Origin of the sequence: Leifsonia sp. A12D58, from assembly GCF_047530025.1 — a bacterium.
Lineage (GTDB): Bacteria > Actinomycetota > Actinomycetes > Actinomycetales > Microbacteriaceae > Cryobacterium.
Window position 1 is genome coordinate 116,767 of record NZ_JBLJAT010000005.1, and the last position, 13,891, is coordinate 130,657.

Consider the following 13,891-nt stretch of genomic DNA (forward strand, 5'->3'; position numbering starts at 1 on the left):
GAAACCGCGGGGCACCACCCCTCCCCTGCATCAGCAGATCATTCAGCGGTGCGTGCGCCCGTTGTCGCGAAGACCGTTTGGCTTGCAGAACTCGAAGCAACTGACAAGCAGAGGACGCCCCGCCCGTGCCCGTCAAGCCCAATCGTGTGGGGTCCGAATCGTGTGGCGTCGGCGACCCGACCGTCGACGCCACAACCATCCATCTCCGGCACTCTGGGGGGATCACGCAGCCGGGGATACCTGCACTTAAACTTTGCTCCGTTCGACCGCCCACGTTGGCCTTTGAAGGCAAACAGAAAGCGGATATGGAGCAAACACGCACCTTCGGCCGACGTCGCGGCAATGGCCCTCTCGGCCTGGAGAACTGAGGTAGGCACTGGCGTTTCTCACGACGGTTGCCGCTCGCACCTCAGTGCGATTCTGGTGATTGTTGATCAGTTGACGGATACCGTCGCCGTCCTACTTCGACCGGTGATCCGGCCGTAATCTCAGCGATCGAAGATAAGCAAAGTGGATGTCGCGCTCGCGTAGAGACGACCGGCGGCATCCGTCACCGTCGCCTCGGCAAATGCCACCCGCCTGCCGAATGAGAGCAGCTTGGCCTCGGCCCGCACCAGTCCGGTGTCGGCAGTCATTGGCCGGTGATACGCCACCTTCAGCTCGAGTGTGGTGTACCCCTGGATCGCTGTGAGCTTCGAGTGCACGGCGCAGCCACAGGCACTGTCGAGCATGGTGGCGGCATATCCCCCGTGCACGGTACCGATTGGGTTATAGGCGTGGTGCCCCGGTACTCCCTCGAACGCTGCGGTGCCGTCACCGACCTCGACCAGCTGAAAGTCGAGAGACTCGGCGATGCCAGGTCGTCGACCTGACGCGATCAGCGCCTGCAGCTGTTCCAAACCAGTGAGTCCGTGCCCGACTTCATCGACAAGCGTCATTGGTCAACTCCCTTGTTCGTCTCTGGCTTCTGCAGTCGCGCGGCCACCTCTTCGAGCACCGACTCCGAGCCGGCGTAGATGCCATCGGCGCGCGGCCAATGGCTGATGACATCCGTGAAACCGAGTTCGGCAGCGCGCCCGACGGCCTCGTCGAAGGCGCCGAGGCTACTCAGCGAGTACCCGCCACCGCTGTCGAGGGACAGATAGCGATCGATCGTTGCTGGATCGCGCCCCGCCATGACAGCCGCGTCCTCAAGGCGACGCACGAGAACGGCAACCGCGCTCCACCATTCATCGCCGACGGCGCCATCCTTGCCCGTCGTCACCCAGCCGTCGCCGAACGTGGAGACCAGCCCCAGACCCTTCGGCCCGTTCGCTGCAATGACGAAAGGAACGCGGGGCAAGTGCGCGGGCACCCCGACCATGCGGGCGTTCACGGCAGTGAACCAGTCCCCGGTGAAACTGATGCCGCCAGAACCGGGCGCCTCATGCCGCAGCAGCTCATCCAGCCCCGCCACGAACTCGGCAAAACGTGCGTGGCGCTCGGCCGGTGTGTATTCGGATTGTCCGAGCACGAAGGCGTCGAACCCGGTGCCGCCCGATCCGATGCCAAGCAGGAAACGTCCGCCGGAGATGTCGTCGATCGTCGCAACTTCCTTGGCGAACGGTACCGGATGCCGGAAGTTGGGTGACGAGACAAAGGTACCGAGCGTGATCCGGCTCGTCACGACTGCGGCGGCGGCCAGCGTCGTCGTTGTCGCGTGCCAGGGCTCATCGGCCAGGGTGCGCCAGGACAGATGATCGTAAGTCCAGGCGTGGTCGAAGCCGAGGTCCTCGGCACCTACCCACTTTCGGCGGGCCTCGGCCCAGGAGTCTTGCGGGAGAATCGTGATTCCATAACGCATAGTGCGAGTCTACGGATGCGCACATCCGCTTCGCCCCGATCGTTCTGTCGGTCATTTGGCTATTTCACTTCCGCACTGTCGGTCGTGGGTGGCAGACTCACGCCATGTCAGGCATTCAGAGCTCAGCATCTCGTCAACCGCACACCGGGCACATCTGCGGCATTGTTCCCCCATACCTGTTAGCGCGGCTCGCCACCGTGAACGATCCGAAGTTTCAAGCCGCGGCATTGGCGGCCAGACGATCACTCCTGCACGATCGCCCGATGAGGGAGGTGCGGCAGGTGCAGCAGGTGCAGCAGGTGCAGCAACAAATCATCTCGACGACGTCGACTCAGGGCGCACAACTCACGTCCACTCCGCAGCGGAGCATCTTCGATGCCGCCGGCCGCGAGACGTTACCTGGCACCCTGGTGCGCAGTGAAGGAGAGCCTGCAACGTCTGACATCGCCGTCACTGAGGCCTACGACGGCCTCGGATATACCTTCACGATGTTTCTCGACGCATTTTCACGCGCATCAATCGACGGGGCAGGATTGCCGCTCGACGCAACAGTGCATTACGGCATCGAATATGACAACGCGTTCTGGAACGGCGAGCGCATGGTGTTCGGCGACGGGGATGGAGAGGTTTTCACACGATTCACGGCGTCGCTGAGCGTGATCGGACACGAGCTCACCCATGGCGTCACACAGTTCACGGCAAACCTCGAATACCGCGGCCAGTCTGGTGCACTCAACGAGTCCGTCTCCGATGTTTTCGGGGCGCTTGTTGAACAGCATGCCCACACGCAGAACAGCGCAGAGGCCAGCTGGCTTATCGGCGAGGGGCTCTTCACGCCCGCCGTGCAGGGGGCGGCATTGCGGTCGCTGAAGGCCCCGGGCACCGCATATGACGACGACGTTCTCGGCAAGGATCCCCAGCCGGCGAATATGGCCGACTTTGTTGTCACAGCCGATGACAACGGAGGCGTGCACATTAATTCGGGTATCCCGAACCATGCCTTCTACCTCGTCGCTGAAGCACTCGGGGGTTATGCGTGGGAGGCCCCCGGGCAGATTTGGTACGACACGCTGACGTCCTCGACGCTGTCAGCAACGGTCGACTTCGCCGGATTTGCCGCGGCCACCGTCGCTGCCGCCACTGACAGATATGGCGATGGATCGCCCGAGCGAGATGCAGTGATCGCAGCATGGAACTCAGTGGGCATTCCGCTCGCGCAATTCGTCGCCTCCGGTGAAGAGCAGCTGATCACGTGACCGGCGCTGTCCGTTCGGGTCGGGGTGACGGCAGCAAAGCGAGGTAGCATCTCGGCATGAGGGTCGTGGTGTCGCGCAGCGGCGGGATCGCCGGGATGCGCACGGTGTGGGAAGTTCGAATCGATGAACAACCCGATGCGCCCGACTGGCGAGACCTCCTGGCAGCGCTGCCCTGGGATGACACCCCACAGCAAGCGCCCGAACCCGATCGATACGTCTATCGCATCCGTTGCGCACCACACGAAGTGGTTCTTGCTGAACCCCAGCTATCCGGGCAGTGGCGAGAACTGGTTGACCGCGTACGCGCAGCCAACCGCGACTCAGCGACCTAACGCATCCGCTCTCTCGAAGCTCATACATCCGTTCTCTCGCTGAGAGTGACGCTAACGACACGCCGAGTGCCGACACTTACCCATGATCGGATGTCGACATCTGCGCGGCGTGCCACCATGGGCGGTATGGAAATCGACTCAGGACCCGTTGAAGTGCTCTCTGAAGATGCCTGCTGGGAGGCCCTGCTCTCGACCAGTCTGGGACGGCTCGGCGTCAGCGTCGGTGGCGAACCAGACATCTTCCCGATCAATTTCGTCACTGCTGACCGCAAGGTGTACTTCCGGAGCGCTGAGGGCACCAAACTTCTCGCCCTCGTCGTCAACCAGAAGGTGGCGCTTGAGGCCGATGGAGTTGGAAATGATCAGGCGTGGAGCGTTGTCATCAAGGGCACGGCGCGCATCATCGAGAAGCAGCCAGAGATCGATTCGATCAACGAGTTACCGCTGACTCCGCTGATCCCGACGTTGAAGTACATCTTCGTCGAAATCGATCCGACTGAGATCACGGGGCGCCGCTTCAACCTGGGGCCGGAACCTGAGCGTTACTAAGCAGGCGCGGTCGTGAAACAGCGCTGCTGACGCGACGCTATTGACGCACAGTTACCGAGGCACGAGCGCCGATAACACGGCTGCAGCGTAGGCATCCGCTGGATCGCTCGCGATGAAGGATGCCGAGCCGCCACGCACCACATGCACCTCAAACGACTCATCATCGAGTCGAGTCAGCGAGTGGAAGCCAGCGCCAAGCAGCTCGCGCAGCTGGTCTTCGCGGGGTAACCACAGTGCATCTTCGAGGGCGAGCGAGTCGAGTGCCCACTCCGTGGTGCCGTTGAACCCGAGGATCGTACCGGTGTCGAACTCATGAGGTTCGATTGTCATATCGCTCACCGTGAAGACATCGCTCTCCAGCTCGGTGCGTTCAATTCGGAATGCGTCACCTGCGGTCGGCCTCCACACCAGACCGGACAACCGCAGTTCACGTGCCAATTCAGTCGAGATCATCCCCCATTATCAGCGCGCTTCGCGCCAGAAGGGAATACCGAGTCGAGTCTGAAACAATCGGCAGGATGACGACGCTAAACCTGACTGTGCGTGTGAAGCCGGGCAGCCGCAAGGGGCCGCTGGTCGTTTCGACCATGCCTGCGGATGCCGAATCCGTATCTGGGGCAGCGGCTGTGTCGTCACGACTCGCTGAGCCTGAGGTAACCGTTTATCTGCAGGAACGCGCAGTGGACGGCGCGGCAAATGATGCGCTCATCCGTGTGCTTGCAACGCACTACGGCGTGGCCCGGAGTGCTGTCAGCATCATCCGTGGCCACGCCGCGCGGGTAAAACAGGTTCGGGTTGTTAGCTGACGCCCAGCAGGTCGATCACGAAGATCAGCGTCTGGCCACTCAGCTGGTGGCCTGAACCGGCGGGTCCGTATGCCAGGTGCGGCGGAACGACGAGCTTGCGACGGCCACCGACCTTCATACCCGGGATACCCTGCTGCCAGCCGGCAATCAGGCGGTCGAGCGGGAAGTTGATGGACTGGCCACGGCCCCACGACGAGTCGAACTCCTCGCCTGAGTCGTACGCAACGCCCAGGTAGTGAACGTCTACCGTTGCGCCCGGTGTTGCTTCCGCGCCATCGCCTACGACGATGTCAACGATTTCGAGTCCCTCGGGCGCCGGTCCCTCGGGTGCGTCAATTTCTGGCTTTGAATTCAAATCAGTCATGTATCCATCCAACCGGATGTACGCGCAAAACGCACAACCCAAAATTCATCCTTGCGCGAACGGTACGTCGGGTGCAGTCTGTTAACAGATGAACTCGTTGACCCGGGAGAGTCGTAGGCAGTGCCACACCACCGGGCGGCGAGTTCTTCCCGTTAACGACTTCGTCTCTGTTTCGTCTCTGTGCACTCCTCTCGCGGAGAAAACGCACTCGTCGAGCCCGTTACGATCCTTCGAACATGGCCTCAGGATTCAAGATGCCCAGAGGATCAAACACCGCTTTCAACTGGCGCTGGAGTTCGTAGCTCGTATCGCCCAACTCCTCCTTGAGCCAGCGACGCTTCAGGATCCCGACACCGTGCTCCCCCGTCAGCGTTCCGCCGAGGGCCAGCGCGGCACGGAAGAGCTCGCTGGCTGCTTCCCAGATCTCCTCGGGTACGACAGGAGCGTCGACGGGTCGTGCTGGGTCGACCTGAATCACGAAGTTCGGGTGCAGGTTGCCGTCACCGGCGTGCGCAACTGTCGGGATCGCGATGCCGGTTCTGGCGCTGATCTCGGCGATCGCCTCGAACATCTCGGCCATGCGCGAACGCGGCACGCTGACATCCTCGATCAGCACCTCGCCGAGCGCGGCGAGGGCCGGGTGGCACGCCCGACGGATGGCGAGCAGCCGTTCCCCTTCGGCGGCATCCGTCGACATGCGTGTCACGCCACCGCTCGCGGTGAGCAGTTCGTACGCCAGCTCGGCTTCTGCAACAGCTGCTGCCCCATCTGTCTGAACGAGCAGGAATGCTCCACCATCGATCGGCAGTCCGGCTGTGCCGTCTGCGCCGAGGTACCCGGCGATCGCGGCGAGAGCGACAGGATCAAGCAGCTCCATCACTGCCGGTCCCACACCGCCTGCAATCAATTGAGCGGATGCCGCCGCAGCGGTCGTCACGTCGGGGAACACCGCGCCGAGGGTCACCGTGGTGCCCTGCACAACTCTGCGCGTGCGCACAGTCGCTTCGACGATGACACCGAGCGTGCCCTCGGAGCCTGTCATCAAAGCGGTGAGGTCGTAGCCGGTGACACCCTTGACCGTGCGGTGGCCCATCTCCAGCAGCCGACCGTCGGCCAGGACCACTTTCAAGCCCAGCACGGCTTCTCTCGTCACGCCGTACTTGGCGCAGAGCAATCCCCCGGCGTTGGTGGCGATGTTGCCACCCACGCTTGAAATCGCCTTGCTTGCCGGGTCGGGCGCGAACCACAATCCGTGCTCGGCGAGCGCGTCGTTCAAATCCTGGTTGATGACACCTGGCTCGACGACCGTCAGTTCGTCTTCTGGCCTGATCTCCAGGATGCGGTTCATTCCGGCAACGCTCAGCACGATTGAGCCGCCGCCACCACACGCTCCCCCGGCGAGTCCGGTGCCGGCCCCACGAGTGACCACAGGTATGCGGAATTCGGTGGCCAGGCGAAGGGTCTGCTGCACATCGGCGATCGATCGCGCGTGCACGATGGCAAGAGGAGTGCCGTCTGCGACCCAGCCGGATTTGTCGACCCTGCTGGCAGCGAGCTCCTGCTGATCGGTGCTGACGCTTGTCGGTAACTGGGTGCGGAGGCGGGTGAGGAATTCGGCAGACATGATCGCTAAATTACACGGGATTGCACACGACATAGGACGCCCTGTCCGACGCGCACCCGAAGGGACTCGTCGGGCAGAGCGCCCGAATGACTGCTGTCAGTTCTTAGATAACACCCTGCGCGAGCATGGCATCCGCTACCCGAGTGAAGCCCGAGATGTTGGCACCCAGGACGTAGTTTCCCGGCTCGCCATACTCTTCAGCTGTGGTGGCGCAGCTCTCGTGGATGTTGCGCATGATCTCGGCGAGACGCTCCTCGGTGTGCTCGAAGGTCCACGAGTCGCGTGAGGCGTTCTGCTGCATCTCCAGGGCGGACGTAGCCACGCCACCGGCGTTGGCTGCCTTGCCCGGTGCGAACAGGATGCCGGCCTCAACGAAGACGTGGACAGCTTCAGGAGTACACGGCATGTTGGCACCCTCGGCAACGGCGCTTACGCCGTTAGCCGCGAGCAGCTCGGCATCCGCTGCGTGAAGCTCATTCTGGGTTGCGCACGGCAGTGCAACATTGATCGTGGTTTCAGCTGCAATCGACCAGATGTTGCCACCTGCGCGGTACTCGGATGCGTCGCCACGAAGCTCCGCGTACTCGGAGAGGCGCCCGCGGCGGTTCTCCTTGATCTCGCGCAGCAGTTCGATGTCGAGGCCGTCCTTGTCGTAGACGACGCCCGTCGAGTCGGAGCACGCAACGACGGTGCCGCCGAGCTGGTGCACCTTCTCGATGGCATAGATCGCAACGTTGCCCGACCCTGACACGAGAACACGAGCGCCGTCGAAGTTAGATCCGCGGGTGGCGAGCATCTGCTCAGCAAAGAAGACGGTGCCGTAGCCGGTGGCTTCTGTGCGGGCGCGCGATCCGCCCCAGCCGACGCCCTTGCCGGTAAGAACACCGGATTCAAAGCGGTTGGTTATGCGCTTGTACTGACCGAACAGGTAGCCGATCTCGCGGCCACCGACACCGATGTCGCCGGCCGGAACGTCGGTGTACTCACCGATGTGACGGTATAGCTCAGTCATGAACGACTGGCAGAAGCGCATGACTTCGGCGTCTGACCGACCCTTGGGGTCGAAGTCGCTGCCGCCCTTGCCGCCACCGATGGGCATTCCGGTGAGTGCGTTCTTGAAGATCTGCTCGAACCCGAGGAACTTGACGGTGCCCAGCGTCACCGACGGGTGGAAGCGGAGTCCGCCCTTGAACGGGCCGAGCGCCGAGTTGAATTCGACACGGAAGCCGCGGTTGATCTGCACGCGACCAGCATCGTCAGTCCACGGCACTCGGAAGATGATCTGGCGTTCCGGCTCGCAGATGCGCTGCAGGATTGACGCTTCCGCATACTGCGGGTGCCTGGCCACAACACGACCGAGGGACTCGAACACCTCGCGTGCCGCCTGGTGAAACTCCACCTCGCCAGCGTTGCGTCGAAGAACACTGTCGAAAATGGGCTGGATTGCAGGGTCTAGCGAGTTCATTGGCGCGTCTTCCTGATGGGAACGGAAGGTTCAAGACTACTGCCACATTTTGAGCGCTTGATGAGTGCTGCTCAGCTCTGCGCTGATGTCTCCAACGCCCGGCGTCGCCCGTTGTGATGTGTGGCACACCAGCGAATTGAAGGCACCCCGCTAGCCTAGAGAGGTGAAGTTTGCGCATCTCAGAGTTGAAGGTCAGTCCACCCCACGTCTTGCCGTGACGATAGGAGACGCCGCGCTCTTCCTTGACGAGGTGATGGAAGACGCCCCTCGCGACCTCCAGGAGATGCTCGAACAGGGCGATGCCGGGTTCGAGCGTGTCCGCGCTCACGTCGACAACGCGCGGGCCAACAGCATCTCGCTCACCCCCATTGAGGAACTACGCCACTCTTCAGCCGTGCTTCGTCCGCCGCAAATCATCGCGATCGGGGCGAATTACGCTGCGCACTCGTCAGAATTGAAGCTGCGCTCTGAGACTGCGGCAACGGTGTTCTCGCTCTGGCCGAACTCGCTGACCGGCCATGAGTCGACGGTGACCTGGCCGAAGGACCTCGCTACGCAGGTCGACTACGAGGCAGAGGTGGGTGTCATTATCGGTCGCGCTGCCCGCAACGTCTCGGTCAAAAACGCACTCGACTACGTCTTCGGCTACACCGTCGTCAACGACATCACCGCCAGAGACCTTCAGTTCTCCGAAGCTCAGTGGTCACGCTGCAAGTCATTCGACGGCTTCACTCCGACGGGCCCGATCGTCGTGACAGCTGATGAAATCGGTGACCCTCAGAATCTCTGGCTGACCACCCACGTCGACGGACGCATCCTGCAGGATGCTTCCAGCGGCGACATGGTTCGCACTGTTGCAGAGATCATTGCGTTCCTCTCGAGCACATCGACCCTGCTGCCCGGCACACTGATTTCGACGGGAAGCCCCGGCGGCGCCGGTTACAGCCGCAAGCCGCAGGTCTTCCTTCGCGACGGCTCGACCGTCACCGTCTCCGTCGACAAGATCGGCTACCTCACCACATACTGCCGCGAGATCTAGCCGGCGGGTTCGCGACTGGAATCGCAGCATCCAGCCTTCTAACTCGGGCTAGCGCCGCGCAACATCAGAGCAGAACGTGTGACATGCGCAGGCGTCGGGTTCACCCTCTACTTTGGCTCGCTACGAGCGTAGGCTGAGGTTCATTCTGCTGCCGCAGGTGGGGAGGAGGCAGAGGATGCTACGAATTTCGGTGGTGATTCCTGCATGGAATGACGCCGAGATGCTCGCACGGGCTCTCGACGCACTCGCCGCCCAGCTTCGGCCAGCCGATGAGATCGTCGTCGTCGACAACGCCTCAACCGATGACACTGCCGCCGTGGCCGCGGCGGCGGGGGCCACCGTGATCTTCGAGCCACTCCAGGGCATCTGGCCGGCGGCAGCTGCCGGATATGACGCGGCATCCGGCGACGTTATCGCCCGTCTGGATGCCGATTCAATTCCTCCGATCGACTGGCTCATGCATATCGAAGCCGAACTCACGTTGTCACCGGAGATCGACGTGATCACCGGCCCTGGCGACTTCTACGACTGCAACATGGTCGTTGCATTTCTCGGTGAGACTCTCTATATCGGGGGCTTCTTTCACACGGTGAACCTCTGGCTGACGCAGTCGCCGATTTTCGGCTCAAACTTTGCAATGCGCAAGGCGATCTGGCTCGATGTACGCGACCACGTGCACCGCAATCGTGGCGACATCCACGACGATCTTGATCTGAGCCTGCACCTCGACCCGAACGTCATCGTGGCGTACGAACCGTCGCTCCGCGTTGGGATCTCGGCCAGACCGTTCAGCACCTGGAGTGGTTTCAGCCGAAGGCTCATCTGGGCGTACCGAACCTTCGCGATGCATCCGGAGCAAACGCCCTGGCATCGCGCTGCAATCAAGCGAGCGACCCGCATCGTTTCAGATGAACGCGATCGCCGCACCGCGTGAACCGGTCGCTTGGGTGTGCTCGGTTCACGAGCGATACAGCGCTCCACGCCCCATAGACGCGCTCAAGGTGTAATTGGTGTCCGGTGGAATAGCTCGATCAGATCGTATGCCAGCAGATGCGGGGTCGTTTCGCACGGGCTGTGGCCGGTCGGATAGACCCGAAATTCGGCATTGATTCTGGTAGCGAACTCCCGGTGCTGATCGATGGGCCACAGGTCGTGATGGCCGACCGCGATGAGCAGAGGAACCTTGCTCGAACGAACGTCGACGCTGGAGTCAGGAACGTGTTTCATCAGCAGGGTGATGTCGTCAATACTCCGGCGACTCGTGTACGAGAAGCGCATCCGCACCAGATCAAGCCGCCCAGGCGGCACCTTGTTTTTATTCGTGACGATGCCCCAGACCATCAGGCTGGCGATACCGCGGGCGGAGATTACATAGCTGATCGGCCCGATCCAACGCACCCCGCTGAACGACTGCCCAGAGCGAGGCGGAACACTCATCAGGGCAAGCGTCCCAAACAGATCGGGACGCTGAGCGAGCGCGATCTGGGCAATGATTCCCCCGAATGAATAGCCGAGTACGTGTGCCGGAGTCGATCCACTCTCCAGAAAAGCGATCAGATCAATGACGAAGAGGTCGTAGCTGTATTGCTCGGTGCCTGTCGGCCCGGCAAGGGCGGATTCATACTGACCGGCCAGATCGTAGCTCTGCACGAAATAGCCAGCATTTGCCAATAACGGCGCGAGCAACACGAAGTCTTCCTTCGAACCGGTCACACCGGGCACGAGCACGACTCGCGGCGCTTCAGGCTGCCCAATAGAGATGACAGAAAGCGAGCCGCTCGGTGCATCAAACGTGGAGCGGACAGCGTCTGGCGGAAAGATTGTCCAGTCGAGATCTGGCAACGCGGTATCACGCAGCGCGAGTTCCTCGCGAGTGCTCTCCCCGATGTTCAGTCGGAATTGCTCCCAGATGGACACTCGTTCAGCGTATCGCGGTCGGGGTGAATCGCCATGGATTCACCCCAACCGCGACGTCAGCGATGGGTGAGCTGGAAAAGGACTACTCGATGATCGGAATCGACGTTGTCGGCGTAGCGACGGTCATTCCAGAGAGCCTGGCCGGCTCGAGTTCGCGCATCACGTCTTCCCTGGTCATCAGCTTCGACTCGACAACGAGGTCTGCCACATTGCGACCGGTGAGCAGCGCCGTCTTGGCGAGCGCCGCAGCAGCCGAGTAGCCAATGTGCGGAATGAGCGCGGTGATGACACCGACACTTGAACCGACCATCGCGTCGAGGTGATCCTCGTTTGCCGTGATTCCATCGACACAATTGACCCGCAGTGTCCACATTGCTTGGGTCATCCAAGCCAGGCTCTGCAGCAGGGAGTGAGCGATTACAGGCTCGAAAGCGTTGAGCTGCAGCTGGCCTCCTTCTGCCGCCATGGTGACGGTGACATCAGCACCGGCGACCGCGAATGCGACCTGGTTGACAACCTCCGGAATGACCGGGTTAACCTTGCCGGGCATGATGCTGGAGCCTGCCTGCTTGGGAGGCAGGTTGATTTCGCCGAAGCCAGCCTGAGGGCCGGATGACAGCAGGCGCAGGTCGTTGCAGATTTTCGACAGTTTGATGGCACTGCGCTTGAGGTTGGCACTGAACGACATGAATCCACCGGCGTCGCTCGTCGATTCGATCAGGTCGGGGGCCGTTTCCAAAGCCAGCCCGGTGATCTCATTGAGGTGACGAATGGCGGCAGCCGCGTACCCGGGATCGGCGGTGATACCCGTCCCGATCGCGGTCGCTCCGAGGTTGATCTCCGCGAGCAACCAGACAGCCTCGGTGAGTCGGTCGTAGTCTTCGCCGAGTGTCGTCGCGAATCCGTGGAACTCCTGGCCGAGCGTCATCGGCACGGCATCCTGAAGCTGGGTGCGCCCGACCTTCAGCACATGATTGAACTCGACTGCCTTGTTCGAGAAAGCGCCCTGCAGGGCCTTGAGCTCACGGAGCAGGTGACGAAGTGAGAACGTCAGGGCGATCTTGATTGCCGTGGGATATGTGTCGTTCGTCGACTGGCTGCGGTTGACGTGGTCGATGGGGCTCAGGATGTCGTAGCGACCCTTGGCATATCCCGCGTGTTCGAGCGCAATATTGCAGATGACTTCGTTGGCATTCATGTTGGTCGACGTACCGGCGCCACCCTGGATGACGCCGACGACGAACTCGTCGTGGAACTTGCCGTCGATGATGTCCTGGCAGGCTGCATCGATCCAGCCCGCCTTCTCCGGCGAGAGGGCTCCGATCTCGGCGTTTCCCCTGGCGCAGGCCTGCTTCACCGAGGCAAGGGCGACGATGAAATCTGGGTATACAGAAATGGGGCGCTTGGCGATCGGGAAGTTGTCCATCGCTCGTTTGGTGTGCACGCCCCAATAGGCGGCATCCGGGATCTCTAGCGGTCCGAGTGAATCGCGCTCGATGCGGAAGCCGGGCTGAGCCACAGTCACGCTCTCCATTCCCTGGCCCTGACCAGAATTAGTCGAATCAGATCGAAGTGATGGGTTTGCTGACACGCTGGTTGACACACTGGCTCCATTGCCGATTGAGATGAGCCGAAGCTCCTGACCAATCAACTCTATCGCGGGATGCACGCATGAAAACTGGGCTGAGCGCAGCAGACTGTCGCAAGGTTCGCGCCTCACGCAACATTTCGTGCGTCCGGGCCGTTCGACGCGCAGCACGTGCGTGTCGGATAGTCGCCATGCAGGCTTTCGCCGTCTATTCTCGGGGGCACCACTCTCTGGGCACCTCTGGAGCAGAACGAGGGGAGCATCATGGCCGACGACCGGACGGGCACACATACTCACGCACCTGAAGCGAATTTGACGGGTTGGGTTCGCAGCCCGTTCTCCGCCGCAGGCACCACATACGACTGCTTTGAAAAAGGAACCGGCCCTGGCGTCGTGCTCATCCCCGAGATTCCCGGCATGACTCCAGAGGTGTTGGGGTTTGCCGAGCACCTGGTCGATTCCGGCTTCACCGTTGTCGTGCCGTCGCCATTCGGTGAGCCGGGGCGGCGCGCAACAACCGGATACACCGCTGGCGTCGTGATGCGGCTCTGCGTCTCGGCCGAATTTCGAGCATTCGCCACCAATGCCCACCGCCCCATCTCCGACTACCTGCGTGCTCTCGCCCGGGATCTGGCGGCACGCACACCTGGCCGCGGTGTCGGTGTCATCGGCATGTGCTTCACCGGCGGCTTCGCGTTGGCTGCCGCGGTTGACGACTCGGTGCTGGCATCCGTCGTCAGTCAGCCTGCGGTTCCGTTTCCGGTCACCAAGAAGATGCAGGCCGATCCCGCAGTCTCAGCCCTAGAACTCGACCGCATCATCCAACGGACGACGAGCGGCGAGCTCTGCGTGCTCGGGCTGCGATTCAGCGAGGATGCAGTTGTGCCCCGGTCCCGTTTTCGCGGACTTCAGGAGCGCCTGGGTGATGCGTTCGAGGTCATCGAGCTGGACTCGTCGCCGGGCAACCCCGGCGGGTTCTCAACTCGCGCGCACTCGGTGCTCACCAGCGAGGTTCGAGAGACTCCGGGGCATCCGGCACTTCTGGCCAGAGAACGGGTGGTCGCGTTCCTGCGCGAGCGACTGGATGCTTGAATGTCGCGTCGCCGCG

Annotated in this window: 15 protein-coding genes; 7 read left to right on the plus strand and 8 right to left on the minus strand. The window is 62.0% G+C overall.

The annotated features are described in order from the left end of the window. Positions 1-488: 488 nt before the first annotated feature. Together ACMT3I_RS13090 and ACMT3I_RS13095 are read right to left on the minus strand one after the other, a co-directional pair. Positions 489-938: a PaaI family thioesterase gene (locus tag ACMT3I_RS13090; protein ID WP_414804948.1), complete on the minus strand. Its 450-nt coding sequence runs from the start codon at positions 936-938 to the stop codon at positions 489-491. Next, positions 935-1,843 carry an LLM class flavin-dependent oxidoreductase gene (locus ACMT3I_RS13095; protein ID WP_414804949.1) on the minus strand — a complete coding sequence of 303 codons (909 nt, stop codon included), beginning with the start codon at positions 1,841-1,843 and terminating at the stop codon, positions 935-937. Before ACMT3I_RS13095 ends, ACMT3I_RS13090 begins: the two co-directional genes overlap by 4 nt. A gap of 104 nt (positions 1,844-1,947) precedes the next feature. Between ACMT3I_RS13095 and ACMT3I_RS13100 the strand changes: the two genes are divergently transcribed. The 3 genes from ACMT3I_RS13100 to ACMT3I_RS13110 all read left to right on the plus strand — a co-directional run bounded on the left by ACMT3I_RS13100 (position 1,948) and on the right by ACMT3I_RS13110 (position 3,980). After that, complete coding sequence (locus ACMT3I_RS13100) at positions 1,948-3,099, plus strand: M4 family metallopeptidase (RefSeq protein WP_414804950.1); 1,152 nt, start codon at positions 1,948-1,950, stop codon at positions 3,097-3,099. A gap of 56 nt (positions 3,100-3,155) precedes the next feature. Further along, the gene (locus ACMT3I_RS13105; protein ID WP_414804951.1) at positions 3,156-3,431 is read left to right on the plus strand and encodes a protealysin inhibitor emfourin; all 276 of its coding nucleotides are present in this window, start codon (positions 3,156-3,158) and stop codon (positions 3,429-3,431) included. 126 nt (positions 3,432-3,557) lie between these two features. Beyond that, positions 3,558-3,980, plus strand: coding sequence for a pyridoxamine 5'-phosphate oxidase family protein (locus tag ACMT3I_RS13110; RefSeq protein ID WP_414804952.1), 423 nt, complete (start codon positions 3,558-3,560; stop codon positions 3,978-3,980). 51 nt (positions 3,981-4,031) lie between these two features. Here the strand turns inward: ACMT3I_RS13110 and ACMT3I_RS13115 are convergent, their stop codons facing one another. Further along, entirely contained in the window at positions 4,032-4,433 is a 402-nt protein-coding gene (locus ACMT3I_RS13115) for a pilus assembly protein CpaE (protein WP_414804953.1), read from the minus strand. Positions 4,434-4,498: 65 nt separating this feature from the next. On the opposite strand from ACMT3I_RS13115, the gene ACMT3I_RS13120 reads away from it, so the two are divergent. Then, on the plus strand, positions 4,499-4,786 hold the full coding sequence (locus tag ACMT3I_RS13120) for a DUF167 domain-containing protein (protein WP_414804954.1): 288 nt from the start codon (positions 4,499-4,501) through the stop codon (positions 4,784-4,786). Here ACMT3I_RS13120 and ACMT3I_RS13125 read toward each other — a convergent pair. From ACMT3I_RS13125 to gdhA, 3 genes are all read right to left on the minus strand, one after another. Continuing rightward, positions 4,779-5,150 carry an FKBP-type peptidyl-prolyl cis-trans isomerase gene (locus ACMT3I_RS13125; protein WP_414804955.1) on the minus strand — a complete coding sequence of 124 codons (372 nt, stop codon included), beginning with the start codon at positions 5,148-5,150 and terminating at the stop codon, positions 4,779-4,781. The two genes, ACMT3I_RS13120 and ACMT3I_RS13125, sit on opposite strands and share 8 nt — an antisense overlap. Before the next feature lie 220 nt (positions 5,151-5,370). Next, positions 5,371-6,774: an FAD-binding oxidoreductase gene (locus tag ACMT3I_RS13130; protein WP_414804956.1), complete on the minus strand. Its 1,404-nt coding sequence runs from the start codon at positions 6,772-6,774 to the stop codon at positions 5,371-5,373. A 103-nt stretch (positions 6,775-6,877) separates the two neighbouring features. Further along, complete coding sequence (gene gdhA / locus ACMT3I_RS13135) at positions 6,878-8,239, minus strand: NADP-specific glutamate dehydrogenase (RefSeq protein ID WP_414804957.1); 1,362 nt, start codon at positions 8,237-8,239, stop codon at positions 6,878-6,880. A gap of 163 nt (positions 8,240-8,402) precedes the next feature. On the opposite strand from gdhA, the gene ACMT3I_RS13140 reads away from it, so the two are divergent. Both ACMT3I_RS13140 and ACMT3I_RS13145 read left to right on the plus strand, forming a co-directional pair. Beyond that, positions 8,403-9,278, plus strand: a complete 876-nt coding sequence (locus tag ACMT3I_RS13140; RefSeq protein WP_414804958.1) for a fumarylacetoacetate hydrolase family protein — start codon at positions 8,403-8,405, stop codon at positions 9,276-9,278. A gap of 190 nt (positions 9,279-9,468) precedes the next feature. Further along, positions 9,469-10,212: a glycosyltransferase family A protein gene (locus ACMT3I_RS13145; RefSeq protein ID WP_414804959.1), complete on the plus strand. Its 744-nt coding sequence runs from the start codon at positions 9,469-9,471 to the stop codon at positions 10,210-10,212. 62 nt (positions 10,213-10,274) lie between these two features. On the opposite strand, the gene ACMT3I_RS13150 is transcribed toward ACMT3I_RS13145, so the two are convergent. Together ACMT3I_RS13150 and ACMT3I_RS13155 are read right to left on the minus strand one after the other, a co-directional pair. After that, on the minus strand, positions 10,275-11,195 hold the full coding sequence (locus ACMT3I_RS13150) for an alpha/beta fold hydrolase (RefSeq protein WP_414804960.1): 921 nt from the start codon (positions 11,193-11,195) through the stop codon (positions 10,275-10,277). A gap of 82 nt (positions 11,196-11,277) precedes the next feature. Beyond that, a complete protein-coding gene (locus ACMT3I_RS13155; RefSeq protein ID WP_414804961.1) occupies positions 11,278-12,729 on the minus strand; it encodes an aspartate ammonia-lyase in 1,452 nt (483 codons plus the stop codon). Between the two features lie 318 nt (positions 12,730-13,047). Here ACMT3I_RS13155 and ACMT3I_RS13160 point away from each other — a divergent pair, with 318 nt between their 5' ends. Continuing rightward, positions 13,048-13,875, plus strand: a complete 828-nt coding sequence (locus ACMT3I_RS13160) for a dienelactone hydrolase family protein (RefSeq protein WP_414804962.1) — start codon at positions 13,048-13,050, stop codon at positions 13,873-13,875. Positions 13,876-13,891 lie beyond the last annotated feature (16 nt).